Origin of the sequence: Lapidilactobacillus bayanensis, assembly GCF_003946695.1 — a bacterium.
Taxonomy (GTDB): domain Bacteria; phylum Bacillota; class Bacilli; order Lactobacillales; family Lactobacillaceae; genus Lapidilactobacillus; species Lapidilactobacillus bayanensis.
In genome coordinates this window covers 74,160-90,859 of the sequence record NZ_RHOX01000004.1, presented here as the reverse complement: position 1 = coordinate 90,859, position 16,700 = coordinate 74,160, and the positions used below count along the sequence as shown (strand labels likewise).

19 protein-coding genes are annotated in these 16,700 nt (G+C 40.9%); 14 read left to right on the top strand and 5 right to left on the bottom strand.

All coding sequences use genetic code 11. The features are described from left to right. Positions 1–41: 41 nt before the first annotated feature. The 4 genes from EKM65_RS02645 to EKM65_RS02630 all read right to left on the bottom strand — a co-directional run bounded on the left by EKM65_RS02645 (position 42) and on the right by EKM65_RS02630 (position 3,355). Positions 42–824 (bottom strand): SDR family oxidoreductase, encoded by a 783-nt coding sequence (locus EKM65_RS02645; RefSeq protein ID WP_125605219.1) that lies wholly within the window; start codon positions 822–824, stop codon positions 42–44. 10 nt (positions 825–834) lie between these two features. Then, a complete protein-coding gene (gene folE, locus EKM65_RS02640) occupies positions 835–1,482 on the bottom strand; it encodes a GTP cyclohydrolase I FolE (RefSeq protein ID WP_125605217.1) in 648 nt (215 codons plus the stop codon). Positions 1,483–1,714: 232 nt separating this feature from the next. Continuing rightward, the gene (locus EKM65_RS02635; protein ID WP_125605215.1) at positions 1,715–2,098 is read right to left on the bottom strand and encodes an iron-sulfur cluster biosynthesis family protein; all 384 of its coding nucleotides are present in this window, start codon (positions 2,096–2,098) and stop codon (positions 1,715–1,717) included. Between the two features lie 231 nt (positions 2,099–2,329). Then, the gene (locus tag EKM65_RS02630) at positions 2,330–3,355 is read right to left on the bottom strand and encodes an NAD-dependent epimerase/dehydratase family protein (RefSeq protein WP_125605213.1); all 1,026 of its coding nucleotides are present in this window, start codon (positions 3,353–3,355) and stop codon (positions 2,330–2,332) included. Positions 3,356–3,582: 227 nt separating this feature from the next. Here EKM65_RS02630 and EKM65_RS02625 point away from each other — a divergent pair, with 227 nt between their 5' ends. The 9 genes from EKM65_RS02625 to EKM65_RS11160 all read left to right on the top strand — a co-directional run bounded on the left by EKM65_RS02625 (position 3,583) and on the right by EKM65_RS11160 (position 10,109). Continuing rightward, positions 3,583–4,023 (top strand): MerR family transcriptional regulator, encoded by a 441-nt coding sequence (locus EKM65_RS02625; RefSeq protein ID WP_125605211.1) that lies wholly within the window; start codon positions 3,583–3,585, stop codon positions 4,021–4,023. 221 nt (positions 4,024–4,244) lie between these two features. Continuing rightward, entirely contained in the window at positions 4,245–5,369 is a 1,125-nt protein-coding gene (locus tag EKM65_RS02620) for a helix-turn-helix domain-containing protein (protein WP_164506786.1), read from the top strand. After that, entirely contained in the window at positions 5,366–5,575 is a 210-nt protein-coding gene (locus EKM65_RS02615) for a PLD nuclease N-terminal domain-containing protein (protein ID WP_125605207.1), read from the top strand. Before EKM65_RS02620 ends, EKM65_RS02615 begins: the two co-directional genes overlap by 4 nt. Then, positions 5,575–6,480, top strand: coding sequence for an ABC transporter ATP-binding protein (locus tag EKM65_RS02610; protein WP_125605259.1), 906 nt, complete (start codon positions 5,575–5,577; stop codon positions 6,478–6,480). The genes EKM65_RS02615 and EKM65_RS02610 overlap by 1 nt, the downstream gene beginning before the upstream one ends. Further along, a complete protein-coding gene (locus EKM65_RS02605; protein ID WP_125605205.1) occupies positions 6,477–7,241 on the top strand; it encodes an ABC transporter permease in 765 nt (254 codons plus the stop codon). Before EKM65_RS02610 ends, EKM65_RS02605 begins: the two co-directional genes overlap by 4 nt. Before the next feature lie 691 nt (positions 7,242–7,932). Continuing rightward, complete coding sequence (locus EKM65_RS02600) at positions 7,933–8,253, top strand: DUF898 family protein (RefSeq protein WP_125605203.1); 321 nt, start codon at positions 7,933–7,935, stop codon at positions 8,251–8,253. Positions 8,254–8,375: 122 nt separating this feature from the next. Continuing rightward, a complete protein-coding gene (locus tag EKM65_RS02595; RefSeq protein ID WP_125605201.1) occupies positions 8,376–9,176 on the top strand; it encodes a fumarylacetoacetate hydrolase family protein in 801 nt (266 codons plus the stop codon). Between the two features lie 37 nt (positions 9,177–9,213). Beyond that, positions 9,214–9,828 carry an NAD(P)H-binding protein gene (locus tag EKM65_RS02590; RefSeq protein ID WP_318531107.1) on the top strand — a complete coding sequence of 205 codons (615 nt, stop codon included), beginning with the start codon at positions 9,214–9,216 and terminating at the stop codon, positions 9,826–9,828. Between the two features lie 125 nt (positions 9,829–9,953). Continuing rightward, positions 9,954–10,109, top strand: coding sequence for a hypothetical protein (locus EKM65_RS11160; RefSeq protein WP_164506785.1), 156 nt, complete (start codon positions 9,954–9,956; stop codon positions 10,107–10,109). Between the two features lie 64 nt (positions 10,110–10,173). Here EKM65_RS11160 and EKM65_RS02585 read toward each other — a convergent pair whose 3' ends face one another. Then, complete coding sequence (locus EKM65_RS02585; protein ID WP_125605199.1) at positions 10,174–10,524, bottom strand: hypothetical protein; 351 nt, start codon at positions 10,522–10,524, stop codon at positions 10,174–10,176. 283 nt (positions 10,525–10,807) lie between these two features. Here EKM65_RS02585 and recQ point away from each other — a divergent pair, with 283 nt between their 5' ends. The 5 genes from recQ to EKM65_RS02560 all read left to right on the top strand — a co-directional run bounded on the left by recQ (position 10,808) and on the right by EKM65_RS02560 (position 16,675). Next, positions 10,808–12,598: a DNA helicase RecQ gene (gene recQ / locus EKM65_RS02580; protein WP_125605197.1), complete on the top strand. Its 1,791-nt coding sequence runs from the start codon at positions 10,808–10,810 to the stop codon at positions 12,596–12,598. Between the two features lie 39 nt (positions 12,599–12,637). Further along, positions 12,638–13,522, top strand: coding sequence for an RluA family pseudouridine synthase (locus EKM65_RS02575; RefSeq protein WP_125605195.1), 885 nt, complete (start codon positions 12,638–12,640; stop codon positions 13,520–13,522). A 69-nt stretch (positions 13,523–13,591) separates the two neighbouring features. After that, positions 13,592–14,383, top strand: coding sequence for an alpha/beta fold hydrolase (locus EKM65_RS02570; RefSeq protein ID WP_125605193.1), 792 nt, complete (start codon positions 13,592–13,594; stop codon positions 14,381–14,383). Between the two features lie 171 nt (positions 14,384–14,554). Continuing rightward, a complete protein-coding gene (locus tag EKM65_RS02565; protein ID WP_225420377.1) occupies positions 14,555–15,445 on the top strand; it encodes a helix-turn-helix domain-containing protein in 891 nt (296 codons plus the stop codon). A 216-nt stretch (positions 15,446–15,661) separates the two neighbouring features. Next, positions 15,662–16,675 (top strand): serine hydrolase domain-containing protein, encoded by a 1,014-nt coding sequence (locus EKM65_RS02560; protein WP_125605191.1) that lies wholly within the window; start codon positions 15,662–15,664, stop codon positions 16,673–16,675. Positions 16,676–16,700 lie beyond the last annotated feature (25 nt).

Here is a 16,700-nt window from a genome sequence, read left to right as displayed (position 1 = left end):
TTGATTTGAAGCTGAGATGACATTATTGTGACGGATGTCAATTAAATACCATCATGTTTTCTGGCGATGATGTTTTCACCACCTGATAAATTAATAATATTACCAGTTAAGTAATCAGAATCATCGGCACAAAGAAAGGCAATCACTCGGGCAACATCTTCACCTGTTGCCTTTCTTTTGTCGTTGATAGCGAAGGTGGTTAGCTGCTGACGTGCCGAATCAATTGTTGCTTCTTTAGCGAGGGCTTTAATATCGCCTGGGCAGACCATATTTGCCGTAATGTTAGTGTTGCTTTCTTCTGTGGCTAATGTTCTGATAGCAGTTGCGACACCGGTCTTGGCAGCAGCATAAGCACCGCGCATGGACCATCCTGAAAGACGCTCGATTTGGTCGTAACCGAGCGCGATAATGCGACCCCACTTTTGCTGCTCCATTGCCGGCAATGTTGCTTTGATTAGATAAAAGAAGCTATCTAAATTCGTCGCAATCATCTCGTGCCATTGTGCCGTTGAATAATCTTTTAACTTAATATTTTCATGAATGAAGGGACCAGCGTTCGCAATCAGAATATCTAAGTGGCCGAAATCATTCTGAATCTTGGTTATCATTGTGTTAACGTCGGTTTCTACACTAACATCACCTTGATAAAGTTGAATGTTGGCGTGAGTGACCGTGCTTAATTCTTGAGCTAAATCGAGCGCTTCTTCGCGATTATTGTGATAGTTTAATGCGAGTGCGTAGCCAGCATGGGCCAACGTTCTCGCTATTTGTTTGCCGATACCCCGGGAGCTTCCTGTGATGAGTGCTACTTTTGCTTCAGTCATTGGGCTAACCTCATTTAATTGCCATCATGAATTCAGAGCGGAGTTGCGGGTTACTTGAATAAACGCCATGGCTGACAATTGTAAAAGTCTTAGCGTCTTCTTTCTTGACCCCACGGCTGGAAACGCATAGGTGCTTGGCTTCAATCGCAACGATAACACCCTTAGGATCCAGCATGTTGACAACAGCATCAGCAATTTGATTCGTTAAACGTTCTTGAACCTGGAAACGGCGCGCGTAACCTTCGACAACTCGCGCAATTTTTGACAGTCCGGTAACTTTTTGATTAGGAATATAAGCAACGTGCGCAACACCGAAGAAGGGAGCAAAGTGATGTTCGCACATTGAATAAAACTCGATGTCTTTAACAATAATCGGGTCATTCTGAGTAATGTCAAAAGTCTTGGCTAAGTGTTCCTCAGGATTTTCACGATAACCAGTCGTGTATTCAAGGAACGCTTTGACCACTCTAAACGGTGTTTTATCTAAGTCCGGTAGATTTTCTTGTTGTCCACATAAGGTCATTAAGGTTTGTAATGAATGTTCGATTTCGTGAATATCAGTTAACTTTTGCTGGAATAATGGTGAATCTTTCGTCAGGTTAGGGAAGTTATTCTCTAGTAGTTTTTCCTCGCTGTAATGATCCTCGTTGTTTGCCATAGTAAGCGTCTCCTAATTTTAGTGATGATTTAAGTCTACAGCACGAACAACAGGTTAGGAAATATTTTGTATTTTGAAAGAGGACGCAGTTATTAATCGGTAATGGATAGTTAATTGATAACACAATAACGCCGTTCTACTTGACCAGAAACTTGATCAAATAGAACGGCGTTGTTAATCGATGAACGCAAGGATTTTAGGCGCTTTTTAGTGCCAGACTGTGCTGGAAAAATTAATTATTGGCAGTCGTGCCTTTGTTGAAAGCAGCGATGATATCTTGGCCGTTAGCAATTTGAACGGCACCATCCAAAATACCACCGTTGTCTTTTAAGGTAATTTGATAATGTTGAAGATCTAATGTTAGACCGTCTGTAAAGAAAACGAGATCATAATCAGAAGTATACAAATCAAGATTAGCATTATTTTCAAGTTTAATCTGGTAGAGTTGGTCGGGCTCGTCCAATACAATTAAAGTGAATTTGGCACCGATACTACAAGCGCCACCTTGTAGTGAATATTTACCCCCGCCATCGTCTGTTACTAAGAGTAACACTTTGTCATCTAGCTTTTTATGTTTCAACAATTGCAAAACTGTCTCTGTAATTGTAATTTTCATCGCTGCAACACCTCTTTCTAATCGTTATTATAGACTGTTTTTCACGAATTCAAATTAAATTGCTTGGAAACAAGGTGTTGGCTGTTAGTGGGTTGGCAAACGTCATTGGATTTTTGTTTTGTAACCGTTTCATGACAGTGACACGTTGTTATCATGAATTGATAGTGCTAAGGGAATCTTGTTGGTAAAAGTTGGTTGCAGTTAATTTTTTTGAGTTAACTATGCTGCAGATTATGATTTTGAGTGGCAAATTGCATCAACAGCACTGAGGACGATGGCTTGGTTATCGTATTTCGGTTGCCAATTTAAGAGCTGACGTGCTTTTTGAGTGCTGATGTGATGATTGATTTCCAAGAAGAGTCGGCCTTCTTTAGCCTGCTGATTGAAGCGTGCCGCGAATTTAATTACCCCTGCCGGCAATATTTTGGTTGCAACTTGATTAGTTAGATCGGGTCGGTTAATTCGAATAATCTGCGCAATTTCGGGTAGGGAAATTGCCTGATCTGTCACGGCAATGAAACGTTGGTCACTTGCTTGCGGATTGATCATGGCGGCCACATGTAGATCGGCAACATCGCGAACGTCAACTAAATTCATTTTAATGTTGGGAATGAACTTACTAGAGTCGTCAATTAGTCTATTAATAATACCGAAGCTACCAGAAATATGCCGATCTAGCGTTGGCCCCAGCATTACACCGGGATTAATTGTTGTGAATTCGAGAGAACTTTGGGAATCCTTGAGATAATTCCAAGCACTTTTTTCGGCTATTAGTTTGGATTTCTCGTAGAGAGACAGTCCTGGTTCGTTCGGATCAGTCCAATCTTTTTCGGTGGTTGTGTGTTGTTGATTTTTATTACTGAACCCTACGGCGCCAAAGTTTGCGGTCATCACAACTCGTTTGACATGAGCTTTTTCCGCCGCTTTAATAATACGTAAGGTACCTTCAGTAGCAACTTCGCATATTTCGTCGTCTGATTGTTGTTCATTGACAAAGACAGGGGCGGCGACGCTCATGACGTAAGTGATATCTCTCATCGCCGTTATCCAATCGTCATCTTGTGTCAAATCGGTTTGGACAAACGATAATTGCTCCAAGTGCGGCGTTTGATTCTGTTTCAAGGCGGATAAAACGTCGGACTTTTTATCAAGATGACGCAAAGTGGCACGGACTTGAAAGTTGTCCGTCAATAATTTCTTAATAAGGTGCAGTGCAAGAAAACCATTGCCACCGGTCACTAAAACTTTTTCATTCATTTTATTTACTCCTTAATGTGCGCATCGTAACTGTTGGTACGAAATTCAAATAAAAATCTTGTTACATTGATATACAGCAATCTTGCCATTTAAATTTAGACCAACAACTCGTCCCTTTGCACACTTCCTTTGCTAATTTGTTTTGTGTAAGTTATGATAACTACGATAAACCCTAGACTTAACTCTAGTGCAAGAGAAGTTTTAAAAATTCAGTGAGGTAAAGTTAAATGACCTATTCAATTAAAGAAGTGGCAGAAAAAACTAATCTGTCCATTTATACGTTGCGCTTCTATGATAAGCAAGGTTTATTGCCCTTTGTGGCGCGTAATGAAGCCGGCTATCGTGTGTTTACGGAAGGTGATCTGGCGTTATTGGAAACAATTTGTTGCTTGAAGAATACCGGAATGAAAATAAAAGATATTCAAAAATATATTGCTTATGTGATGCAAGGTCCAACGACAGTGCAAAAGCGCAAAGAATTATTGCAACACCATCGCCAAGAAGTTGTGGCTAAACAAGAAGAAATCGCCCGGAACTTAGCAGGAATTGACTATAAGATTGAGTTGTACGACGCACCAAATGCAACGTCACTGGTTGCCCAAGAAGTTGCAGCAGCCAAAGCAGACAAAAAAGCAAACGGGTTGCCAGATCCGTATCCAAGTTTTTAAGTGGTTCTGTCTTGATAGTTCAAAAGAGTGGAAAATAAATCATTTATTTTTCACTCTTTTTATTGATTATCCTGAGACTGATTGCGTGGGGTTGAATACAATTGTTTCCTACCAGTTAACTTTTCACCGACATAATTAACTAGGTATCGCTATACTTAACTTTGTTAATCGGCTAGAATTCTAAGTAGAGGTTGATTAACGACGATAGGTGGTGGCTGACGGTGGCGTTAAATATTGGTACGGTAATTCTAAGAGAACGTAAGGAGAAGTCGGTAACACAACAGCAGCTGGCTGAATTTTTAGGTGTTTCTAAAGCGGCAGTTTCAAAATGGGAAACAGGCCAATCGTTCCCTGATATTACGTTGTTACCATTATTGGCGGCGTATTTTAATATTTCAATTGATGCGTTGTTGAATTATCAGACGCAATTGACGCCGGAACAAATTCGCCGGATTTATCAAGCGCTGGTTAAACAGTTAGAAACAGACGATTCCCAACACGTGCTAGCGGCAATTAACAATATGATTCACCGTTATTATTCTTGTGCACCATTGGTTTTTCAAATGGGTGTTTTTTTGCTTAATCATGCAGATTTATTGCCTGGAGAATCGAAGCAAGCTAAGATAACCGATTACTTCAATCGAGCTTTGACACTATTTGAACATGTGGTCGAAATTACCAATGACCCCCAACTATTGAGTAAAGCTAAGAGCTATGCGGCCTATTGCAATTTGAGTTTATACAAGCCTGATGATGTTTTGGCGCAGCTCGGTGAATATGTGCCGGAATATTTCCCTAACGAGAGTTTAATTGCTTGGGCTTATTTAGCTAAAGGTGATTCGCAAAAGGCAATTGCCACCACTCAAAGTGCACTGTACCAATATTTAGCCGTTATCATGAGTCAGTTGGCGAATTATTTACAGCTTGTTAAGCAGCAACCAAAGTTATTTCAACAGACGTTTGACCGTGGCGTTACCTTTATTGAAAGTTTTCATATTAAGCAATTAAATCCGGCCGTGTCGATTAATTTTTTAATTTCTGCTGCAATGGGTTTTGCTGAACAGCAGAATGTTTCGCTAATGTTAGTGTGTTTAACTGAATATGTTGGCTTGCTGGAAACCGTTAAGTTACCGATGACGTTGCATGGTGATGATTATTTTAATCGAATTGATGATTGGCTTGCTCAAACAGAATTGGGCAACAGTTTACCGCGCGATGCAAATCAAGTTTCAATTGATTGTGTCACTTTAATAACCGAGAATCCCTTATTGATGTCTTATCAGAATGAGTCGCAATTTCAAGACCTATTACAACGGCTTAATAAAGTAGAGGAGCGCTTCAAATGACAGATGCAAATTTTTTCTTTGATAATTTACCATTTTTCATTCCTTTAATCATCGTAGAATTGGTTTTGATGATAACTGCGATTGTTCACATTTTCCGGCATCAACATTATCAACATGGTAATCGCTGGCTGTGGTTATTAGCCGTGATGTTTATTCAACCGTTTGGTGCGATTGCCTACTTCGTTTTTGGACGGGAGCTTGAATGATGGCACTATTAGAATTGGCGCATGTTCAAAAAAGTTTTGGGACAAAGCAGGTTTTGACAGATTTAACTTTCTCAGTTGAGGCAGGGTCGATTTTTGGGTTCGTCGGTGAGAACGGTGCCGGTAAAACGACTACTATGAAATTAATTCTTGGTCTCGAAAAATTAGATGCTGGTCAAATTACGGTTGCGCAACAGACCGTCAAGTATGGTCAAAATAAAACCAATCAAAATATTGGCTATTTACCAGATGTTCCTGAATATTACGGCTACTTGACCGCTACAGAATATTTAATGCTTTGTGGTCATTTAACTGGTATGCACAAAAGTGAACTGCCAACAAGAATTAAAGAAATGTTAGCGGCCGTAGATTTGCCACAAAATAAACAGCGGATTCATGGTTTTTCACGAGGAATGAAACAGCGTTTAGGAATTGCCCAAGCCTTGCTAAATCGTCCGCGATTATTAATTTGTGATGAGCCAACATCGGCGTTGGATCCAGCAGGGCGACGTGAATTCTTGGATTTATTAGCCAGCTTACGTGGTGAAACAACCATTATTTTTTCAACGCATATTTTAAATGATGTGGAACGAATTTGCGATCAAGTGGGAATCTTGAACCGTGGTCGTCTGGCGGTTAATGAGACACTGGTTAATCTACGCCAACAGTTTGCGCGGCCGCAATTGCAATTAACCTTTGCAGATCTGACTTCTGCCCAGCAAGCAGCGGTAACTTTACAAGTCACTGAAAAAGTTGTTCAACCACAATTTAGTTTGCCATACCAGGGCGCTAGTCAGCAGTTTACCGGTCAAGTTTTGCGACAGTTGCTGGCGGCTGATATTGTGCCACTTGCGGTTAATCAGCAACAGACTAGCTTGGAGGATATTTTTTTGGAGGTGGTGAAATGAAAGTTATGTGGTATTTCACTCACAAAGAAATTCTTGAAGCTTGGCGCAAACATCATTTGTTGATTATCGGTTTAATTTTTATGATTTTTGGTATTGAGAGTCCGTTAATTGCCAAAATATTACCCGATATTCTGCATTCATCATTCGGAAGTAATTTAGTCATCAATATCCCGCAACCGACCAGTGTTGATTCTTGGCAACAGTTTTATAAGAATATTACGCAAATGGGCATTTATGTCTTAGCTATTATTTTCAGTGGCTTCATGAGCCAAGAAGTTAGTCAAGGAACACTAGTCAATTTAATCGCCAAAGGATTGCCGCGTTTTATTGTGGTGTTGGCTAAATTTCTGGTCGCTTACTTGCAGTGGTGTGGTGCAATTTTGTTGGCGTTTGTGATTACATGGGGTTATACTGCCTATTATTTTCCCGACAATAAAAGTCCCCAACCATTACTGGGATTAGTACCGTTATTAATTTTTGGCTTATTCTTTACAGCATTACTCCTTTTGGGGTCAACCTTGGCCGTCAATAATTATTTCGGCTTTTTGTTTGCGGCTGGTTCAATTATTGCACTGACGATTTTAAACATGTGGAAATCAGTTCAGCGTTGGAATCCCGTTGCGTTAATGACGGACAACTTAAGGTTGGTGCAGGGAACTGAAAAGCTGGCTCATATTTCGCCAGCCCTAATGCTGACATTGGGATTAACGATTGTTCTGGTGACGTTGACAATCATTATTTTCAATCATAAGCGGCTTTAAAGTGTCATTAATAAATTTGCGGTTAATTAAGGAGCTAGGGTGAGGAACCTAGCTCCTTTCTTAGTTAGTGCTATGCAACCGATCTCGTTGCCTTGCGCACTCTGATTTGAAACGTGCTACGAAAGTCTGACAACTCCGCTTAAGCCAGCAATGAATAAGTTCAAAGAACGAACTTTTTCATTGCTTTCTTAATGCTCATTGTCAACCCGACTTTCTCCGCACTCTGAATTTGAAATGTGTTGCGAACAACTGACTGCGTATAATTTAAGCGTGAATCTCTCTGCGTTCACACGCAGCGATCTTCCCGTTTAAATTAAGGCAGTCAATTCGTTGTTCTCCACACTCTGGTCTGAAATGTGCTCCAAGCAACTGCTGGTGCGAAATTTAAGTGTAAATCTTGCTGCGTTGACACGCATTAATCTTTTCATTTAAATTTGGGCCAGCAACCCGTTGCTTTGCGCACTCTGATTTGAAACGTGCTGCGAAAGTCTGACAATTCCGCTTAAGCCAGCAATGAATAAGTTCAAAATACGAACTTTTTCATTGCTTTCTTAATGCTCATTGTCAACCCAACTTTCTCCGCACTTTGAATTTTGTTTTAATATTAGTAGTACTTTCCTAGGATTTTACTTTTAACATAGTTGTCATCAGCGCTATAATTTAACTAACGATGAGCTTTGGAGGAGATATTATGGAAACACGCAATGGGGAACGTTCATTTTTTGACGGCGGCTTATTATCACTGATTGGTTGGGGGCTATTAGGTGCAGTGATTACGATTTTTACCATTGGCATTTGTTATCCTTGGGCATTAACGATGATCTATGGTTGGCGGATCAATCATACAGTTGTTGATGGTCATCGGATGCATTTTTCTGGATCTGCTGTTGGTCTGTTCGGTAATTGGATCAAGTGGTTATTACTTTCCATTATCACATTAGGTATTTATAGTTTTTGGGTGCAAATTAAGCTTGAAGATTGGAAAGTTCGCCATACGAATTTTATTAATTAGTGGGTTCTGATTATTTTTAATGTGGGTTTCAACACAGAAAGGTAATAAGAATTAAGTTTGGATAGCAACTGGTGCTAATTCATATCATTGGTGCTCATTGAATAAAGTTAGGAAGTTTAAATATGAAAATTGCAATGTATCAGGATCGTCCCTTCTTGATGATCAATGATCAAGAAGGTCAGTTGGTTAAAAATTACCATGATGTTTTGAGCGTTATTAAGGCCGGACCAGATCGATTGGTTTTAGGTGCACCTCAAGAAATTGAACATCGCCAGTTGATGGCACCAATTCCTCAGCCAAGACAGATTTTTGCAGTTGGAATGAATTATTTAGGGCACACTCAAGAGATTCATGCGGTCGCACCAACTGTTCCTAATGTGTTCACAAAATTTGCGAGTAGTTTAACAGGACCAACGACAACCATTCAACGCCATAGTGAACAGACCGACTGGGAAACCGAGTTAGTGATTGTGATCGGTCAAGGTGGCCGTGATATTTCTGAAACTGTTGCGACTCAATCTATTGCCGGTTACATGGTAGGTGAAGATTTATCCGACCGCAGCGTGCAATTTGCTAATCCACAACCACAATTTTCACTCGGCAAATCATTTGAAAATTTTGCGCCAACTGGACCTTGGTTGACAACGCCAGACGAAATTACCGATTTAAAACAGTTACTGATTACGACAAAAGTTAATGAAGCGACGATGCAACATGAAGCATTGGCCAACTTGGTTTTTGATGGGCCTAAGTTGATCAGCTATCTTTCTAGCATTGTTGAACTTTATCCCGGTGACTTAATATTTACCGGCACACCCGAAGGAACTGGTGTTGGTCACGAACCGCAAGTATTTCTGCAGGCGCAAGATGTGGTAACTGCTAGCATTGATCAGTTAGGTTCCTTAAGAATTGATGTTGCGTAAGTTTAAAGATGAAATTGATTTTAATGATTGAGGTGTGATGATGACAAATGTCTTAATTATTGGGGCAACCGGTTCGTTGGGTCAGGTTGTGCGGCAATATTTACTTGAGCATACAAATGATAAGTTGCGTTTGATGGCGCGTGATGTGTCGAGTATTCAAAATATTGACCCAGAACGCGAACAAACGATTCAAGGCAGTGTGACGGATCAAGGTGTTTTGTTTTCAGCTATGGAAAACATTGACGCCGTTTTTGCTTCGCTTCGTGGTGATATGGCTAAAATGGCGCAGGCTTTGGTTGATGGAATGAATGAAGCAGGGTTGCGTCGTTTGATTTTTGTAACGTCATTGGGAATTTATAATGAAGTGCCTGAGGAGATTGATCCGCAAGGTAATTTAAAAGACAAGCCGGTATTACGTGATTATCGACATGCGGCGGACATTGTTGAATCGTCTGGTTTAAATTATGTTATTTTGCGTCCTGGTTGGTTCGATGATGGCGATGACACGGATTATCAACTAACGAGCAAAGGCGAACCATTTGTCGGTCATGATATTTCGCGTAAAAGTATTGCTGATCTAGTCATGCGATTGACAGATGATCCTGGCTTTGGCGTACGCCAAAGCTATGGCATTAGCCGAAAGACTTTCTGACCAAGATAGAGGCCACTAAAACTGTTATGTTGTGTTTCTTCGCGCCTACGCAAAGGTTGTTTATGGAATGTGGCGAGTACCGTGAGGGAAAATAAATACTTGCGCTGGAACGTGGTGGACGCTGCTTGGAGCCAATTTTTGCAAAATTGTCTTCAAGACAGGTCTTGTTTGTAAGTAATAAATTACTAACAACAATTTCACCACTGAGCGGTATTTATTTTCCCTCACTAAGCAGAAAAGATGGCAACCTTTGCGCAAGCGCTGAATTGATGAGTGGTTGAATTGCTCTCTAAAATATTGAGAAGTACAAACTTGAAGTTAAATCACACCAACACATCTCATTTGTCAGTGCCGGAGGAAAATCGCGGTCAGCCGCGGAATTGTTGTTAGTGGTTTACCACTTACAACAAAGTTTGTATTTGAGACAAATCGGTTTTTGATTTGGCTCAAATCAAACTCGCAGCGTTCCACCAGCGCATTTTCCGTAGGCATGGAGAATAGCAACATAACGGTTCTAGGATTTGAAGTTAATTTGATATTTATTCTGCTCAAATCAAACTCACAGCGTTCCACCAGCGCATTTTCCGTAGGCACGGAGAATAGCAACATAACGGTTCTAGGATTTGAAGTTAATTTGATATTTATTCTGTTCAAATCAAACTCGCAACGTTCCACCAGCGTATTTCCCGCAGGCACGGAGAACCGCAACATAACAGTTCTAGGACATCTTACCAACGACTTCTCCCCAACATGGAGAAGCATAATACTAGTTCATTTTGAGTCAGGATCAAATGATTTGATTCTGACTCTTATTTTTTTCGTATTTAAGAATAGGGCGTTAATTATTATGCCGATTAAATTCAGAAGTCTGCTGATTACTTTTTTGCGGTGCTTGCGTCGAACGTTGTTTGCCCGTACAATTGAAGTTACTAGCGTCATGTTCGAGTTTTTCGCAAAGTTGAATTTAGGTGGTGAGTGAATGGAAGCAACGGCGGTTTTACAACAGACCTTCGGGTATCGTAAGTTTCGACCTGGTCAAGAAGAAGTGATCAATCATGTTTTGACGGGTGATAATACGCTGGCGATTATGCCAACTGGTGGCGGTAAATCGCTTTGTTATCAAATTCCAGCGCTCATGCTGCCGGGGTTGACTTTAGTTGTCTCACCTTTGATTTCTTTGATGAAGGATCAAGTTGATGCGGCTAATGAGTTAGGTATCTCGGCGGCCTTTATCAATAGTTCCTTGAGTTTTCCCGGTATGCTGGATGTATTGCGTGAAGCACAAGCAGGTCGGTTAAAGTTACTTTATGTTGCGCCAGAACGTTTTGATGCACCAGACTTTATGGACGCTTTACAAAAAATCAAAATCAGTTTAATTGCAGTTGATGAAGCACATTGTATTTCACAATGGGGGCATGATTTCCGGCCGAGTTATTTGAGCTTAAGCGAGGTTTTGGCCAACCTGGCTCAACATCCGCCAGTCGTTGCATTAACAGCCACAGCAACCCCGCAAGTTGCTCGTGATATTTGCCAACGTTTGGCTATTCCGGAAGCAAATGAAATTAAAACTGGTTTTGGACGCCAGAATTTGGCTTTTTCTGTCATTAAGGATCAAAGTGGCGACGATTATTTATTGCGTTACTTAAAAGCTAATCCGGAGCAGTCTGGTATTATTTATTGCAGCACGCGCAAAGAAGTTGAACGTGTCGGTGCTCTATTAACGCGGCGTAAATTAGCAAATACGATTTATCATGGTGGCTTAAACGAAACGCAACGGCGCCAACATCAAGAGGATTTTGTTTATGATCGGGTGCCAATTATGGTGGCTACTAATGCTTTTGGGATGGGGATTGATAAAAGTAACGTTCGCTTCGTGATTCATGATCAAGTTCCTGGTAGTTTGGAGGCTTATTATCAAGAGGCCGGTCGGGCTGGCCGTGATGGTCTGCCTTCAGAAGCAATTTTGCTTTACTCACCGCAAGATGTTTTAATTCAACACTTCTTCATCGATCAATCTGAATTGTCCGATCAACTTAAACAGGTTGAATATCGTAAATTACAGGAAATGACAGCTTACGCCAATACTCAATCCTGTTTACAACAGTTTATTCAACGTTATTTTGGTGAGACAGCTGAACCGTGCGGCCGTTGTAGCAATTGCTTAGATGATCGTGAGACAGTGGAAATCACCGTTGATGTTCAAAAAGTTCTATCTTGCGTCAAGCGAATGGACGAGCGCTATGGTAAGGGTTTGATCGCTCAAGTGCTAACCGGTGCACGTAGTCAACGCGTTTTAGAAAGTCATTTTAATGAATTGTCCACCTATGGTTTATTAAGTAGCCGGTCGCAAAAAGAAGTCAGTCAACTGATTGATTATTTGACGGCTAGTGGTTTTTTGTTGCCCAGTGCAGGCCAGTATCCAACGTTAACCGTGACGGCAACTGGCGTGGAGGTTTTGAAAGGGCAGCGTAAAGTTTATCGTAAGGTTGATCGAGTGGTTAAAGTAAATCAACAAATTATGGTAGCAGACGAAGGATTGTTTGCTAAATTACGGGCGTTGCGTCGTGAATTGGCTGAATCAGAACATGTTCCACCATTTGTTATTTTCTCAGATAAAACGTTAATCGCCATGTCCGAAATGAAACCGAATACGGATGCCGAATTCTTGACCGTTAAGGGTGTCGGTGAGAATAAAATGGCGAAGTACGGTGAAAAGTTTATGCAAGCGATTGCCGATTATGAAGCGGAAACAAATTCAGTTGAAGCTTGATTAGAATCGTGTTACTGAAAGAGAAGGGAATTAAACGAGATGGAAATTAAATGGCAAGTTGAAAATGATTCAGAAAATAATATTAAACGTTTTTTAGCAGCAAAAGGAGTTAGTCATCGCCTTTATTCGGAATTAAAACGGCGCGGTCGTATTTTAGTCGACGATCAAATTGTACCGTTTGATTTTCCTTTAGTAAGCGGGTCAATGTTGACGGTTATTTTTCCACCGGAGGGTTCTGATGCGAATGTGGCAGGTAGTGATGGTGAAATTGTGATCGTGGCGGAAACATCGCATTATTTGTTGCTTAATAAACCGGCTGGCTTAAATACAGTTCCTGGTCCGACTAATTCAACAGATACGTTAGTTAATCGGGTTAAAGGACATTGGCGCGCGGTTAAAAGTCCAGATCGCAAACCGCACATTATCACGCGCTTGGATCGTTTCAGTAGTGGTTTAGTTTTGGTTGCTCATGATATTTTGACGAATAATTTATTTGTTCAAGAACAGGCGCAGCAACGATTAGAAAAAATTTATTTAGCTGTTGTTGCTGGTGAACTGCCGGATGACCATGGGGTGATCGATGCACCATTAGCTCAGGCCGAAGATAGTTTCCAACAAGTCGTTACTGCAAATGGTAAAGACGCGCGCACTGAGTATTGGGTCATTAAACGATTGCCGAATGCAACGGTGGTGCGAGTTAAGCTGCATACTGGGCGCACACATCAAATTCGCGCGCACTTTGCTTCAATCGCACATCCTTTATTAGGCGATGAATTATATCAGGGACCAATGGACCAAGGTATTGAACGACAGGCACTTCATGCTTGGCAATTGACGTTTGTTGAACCGTATACTGGTGAAGAACAATCATTCACGGCACCAATCCCCGAAGATATAGCGACACTCATCGGTACGTTAGATTAAAAGTTAGGGCGGTTAAAACCATAGCACTAGCAAAACGGTCCTAAATTGATTCATTCAGAGGTTTAACTTATGTTACTTTCATTAACAACTCAGCAAACCATTGCCGTTAATTGTTATGGCAGTGGTGAGCCAATTATTTTTGTTAACGGCTTTGGCAGCTATCAGGAAATTTGGGCCGGTCAAATTGCCACGACAATCAAAGCAAAATTCACAGTGATTACTTGGGATTATCGCGGACAAGGTGCGTCATTGGGTGAACCTGCGACCTCGTTGGATCAATTGGCTGATGATTTAGCCGCATTGATTAATCAGTTACAATTGCAACGTCCCATTTTAATTGGTCATTCAATGGGCTGTAGTGTGATCTGGAATTTGCGTCAGCGCCACCCAGAAATTGCAATTAAAGCGGAAATTTTAGTCGATCAGTCGCCGAAAATGATCAATACTGTGACTTGGCCTTATGGTTTTGTCGGTATTGATGAAACGAATTGGCAAACAACTTATGCGCGTCGTCCGCAAATTAAAGAAACATTGCATGGTTTTCGTGAGGATGTTTTTGAACAGTTCAATCATGCCAAACAGGCGCATCCTTTTGACAGAGCAGCGTGCTTGTCGTTGTTAAAAAATCATGTTTGTGCAGATTGGCGTGCGACGGCGCTTGCTGAAACGGTGCCGGTTTATTTCATTTCGGCACGCCAAAGTCCCTATTATCGGCCTGGCTATGGTAAATGGATCGCGCAACAAAATCGGCGAACGACCGAAATTTTAGTTCCTAATTGTGGACACGATATTATGGCTGAAGTTCCTGCAGCGTTTAATCACGCCTTATTAAATGTTTTGACCGTATTAAGAGCTTACTAATCTGATCTGAAATATTATTGAGTGTGTGCGCATTGTGAGTGGCTAAGTTAACTAATGACAAGGTGATGTCGCGCTAAGTCGGCTTTATTTTGGTAGTTTGGTATATTTTAATGGGAATAAGTTATAATATATTTAGATACATATTGAATATATTTGTCGAGGCGAAAGATAATGATGAACATTGAAGTCTTTACCAAACAACGTAAAGCTATGAAAATGTCCCAGACTAAAATTGCCGCGGGAATTTGTACGCAAGCAACAGTGAGTAAGTTTGAAAATAATGGCAAGGTTCCGTCGCTAAATATTTTGAATCAGTTGTGCACGCGGATTGGGTTGACTGTCGATGATTTATACAGTGATCCGGAAGTTTCGGTGGTGGCGCTGCGTCATCAGCTAGACGATATTGAGGATGCGTTGATGCGCGAGGATTATCGATTCGCCGTTAAAGAACTGAATAATGTCGAGAGCGATAAGATTGAGGCATCATTATACCAAATGCAATTTTATTATTTGCAAGGTATGGTTAGAACCTTGACCAATCAAAAATTAGCCGATATCTTATTTGATTTTTCGCGCATTCTTGATGATCTGGATGAGAAACATCAAACAATTTTTACGCAATTAGCTTATTTAGGATCAGGTATTCTCTACTTGCGTCATCGTGAAGAGGCACGCGCCAAGTTTTTCTTCAATAAAGTCATTGATTATTTGGCCCAGCCTATTTCAATTCCTGATCGTGATGATGAGAAGAAATTTTATTTGCGACGTTTAACTTTAATTTTTTTCTCGGCAGAATTTTTGAGCAATCAAGAATGCTTTGCTGAAAGTGAACAGTTAATTAATTCAGGTGTGCAACTATGCGCTGACGAGCATTTAACTTATTATTTAGCGCGGTTGAAGTTCTTAGCCTTAAGTAACGCCATCACGACTAAACAAAGCAATGAATTAGTCCAACGTTTATATCAAGAAACACTGGCCTTTGCTCGGCTAAATCACGACGTGGTGACTGAATTAAAAACCGCACCATTAATGAAACAATGGCAAGAAGCAGTGATCAAGTAAAAGCAGAGAAGTAAAACAAATGCCCACTTGGATTCCGGCGCGTCGTCGATTGTAGTTTTAAATACGTTTTAAAATACAAGGACTTGGAAATTTGGTTCCGGGTCCTTTTCATCTATCATTAGGCTTTGCTAATGTAAGTAATGCTTTGCAAATATAATTTTGGCAGGTTTTAACCATCGTTTAATGAATGCTACGGTAATCGCGTGAGGTGAGTTAATGTATCCACAAACACAACAATTATTACGAGAGTTAGTGACTCAGAAGATCGTTCCCGGCGTTAGTTACGCTTTACTCAACCATTCTGAAGTTTTGACGGAGGTTTCGGGCTGGCGTGAAGTGACACCCAAAAAAGAAAAGTTACGACCTGGATTGCAATATGACCTAGCCAGTTTAACCAAAGTAATTGGGACGGCTACGGTCATTTTTCAATTAGTCGAGGCTGGTAAATTATCATTATCTGATTCAGTTCAGAAGTATTTACCAGAGTTTCAAGACGATCGCGTTCAAGTGTGGCATTTATTAACGCATACCTCTGGTGTCGCTGGTTATATTCCTAACCGCGATCAACTAGCCGCGCCGGAATTAAAGACGGCGCTATTGAGGTTGCCAGTGACTGCAACCTTTGAGCAAAAAGTTGTTTATACTGATGTGGGTTTATTATATTTAGGTTGGATTATTGAAACGATTTATCAGCAACCAGTTCAACAAGTTATCAAAGAACAAGTTTTGCAGCCGCTAGAATTACGTGGTGCGACATTTACGCCTGATCCTGCAAATTGTGTACCGACGAATACTCGGACTGGTCAGTTACTACGAGGTGTTGTTCATGATCCTAAAGCACGCACATTAGGCAAAAATTGCGGGTCAGCAGGATTATTTGCCTCTTTGCACGATTTAATTCAGTTTGCACAATGGTATTTAGGGCAACGCCCAGATTTAGCGCAATTAATTTCGCCATCGTTTATTAAAGGCTTATACGCAGATCATACGCGCCATCAATTAGGCCGTTCATTAGCTTGGGACTTGTGCCAACCTGAGAATTTGCAGTTACAACCGTTGCTTTATCACACCGGCTATACGGGAACGCTGTTGTTATTAGATGATGAATTACAACAAGGGCTAATTGTTTTAACCAATCGTGTTCATCCACGTGAACAAAATTCCGCCTTTCTCGAATGGCGTGAGCGAATAGTGCGGCAGTTTATGCAAGAATTACCAGAGAAAAGGTAGACTGGAATATCGCTGATTGAGACGG

What these genes read in the sequence shown, in the direction of transcription:
- EKM65_RS02560 (WP_125605191.1), top strand. Translation starts at nt 15,662, where the DNA reads ATGTATCCACAAACACAACAATTATTACGAGAGTTAGTGACTCAGAAG.
- EKM65_RS02645 (WP_125605219.1), bottom strand. Translation starts at nt 824, where the DNA reads ATGACTGAAGCAAAAGTAGCACTCATCACAGGAAGCTCCCGGGGTATC.
- EKM65_RS02630 (WP_125605213.1), bottom strand. Translation starts at nt 3,355, where the DNA reads ATGAATGAAAAAGTTTTAGTGACCGGTGGCAATGGTTTTCTTGCACTG.
- recQ (WP_125605197.1), top strand. Translation starts at nt 10,808, where the DNA reads ATGGAAGCAACGGCGGTTTTACAACAGACCTTCGGGTATCGTAAGTTT.
- EKM65_RS02615 (WP_125605207.1), top strand. Translation starts at nt 5,366, where the DNA reads ATGACAGATGCAAATTTTTTCTTTGATAATTTACCATTTTTCATTCCT.
- EKM65_RS02575 (WP_125605195.1), top strand. Translation starts at nt 12,638, where the DNA reads ATGGAAATTAAATGGCAAGTTGAAAATGATTCAGAAAATAATATTAAA.
- folE (WP_125605217.1), bottom strand. Translation starts at nt 1,482, where the DNA reads ATGGCAAACAACGAGGATCATTACAGCGAGGAAAAACTACTAGAGAAT.
- EKM65_RS02600 (WP_125605203.1), top strand. Translation starts at nt 7,933, where the DNA reads ATGGAAACACGCAATGGGGAACGTTCATTTTTTGACGGCGGCTTATTA.
- EKM65_RS02625 (WP_125605211.1), top strand. Translation starts at nt 3,583, where the DNA reads ATGACCTATTCAATTAAAGAAGTGGCAGAAAAAACTAATCTGTCCATT.
- EKM65_RS02635 (WP_125605215.1), bottom strand. Translation starts at nt 2,098, where the DNA reads ATGAAAATTACAATTACAGAGACAGTTTTGCAATTGTTGAAACATAAA.
- EKM65_RS02595 (WP_125605201.1), top strand. Translation starts at nt 8,376, where the DNA reads ATGAAAATTGCAATGTATCAGGATCGTCCCTTCTTGATGATCAATGAT.
- EKM65_RS02605 (WP_125605205.1), top strand. Translation starts at nt 6,477, where the DNA reads ATGAAAGTTATGTGGTATTTCACTCACAAAGAAATTCTTGAAGCTTGG.
- EKM65_RS02590 (WP_318531107.1), top strand. Translation starts at nt 9,214, where the DNA reads ATGATGACAAATGTCTTAATTATTGGGGCAACCGGTTCGTTGGGTCAG.
- EKM65_RS02565 (WP_225420377.1), top strand. Translation starts at nt 14,555, where the DNA reads ATGATGAACATTGAAGTCTTTACCAAACAACGTAAAGCTATGAAAATG.
- EKM65_RS02570 (WP_125605193.1), top strand. Translation starts at nt 13,592, where the DNA reads ATGTTACTTTCATTAACAACTCAGCAAACCATTGCCGTTAATTGTTAT.
- EKM65_RS02610 (WP_125605259.1), top strand. Translation starts at nt 5,575, where the DNA reads ATGGCACTATTAGAATTGGCGCATGTTCAAAAAAGTTTTGGGACAAAG.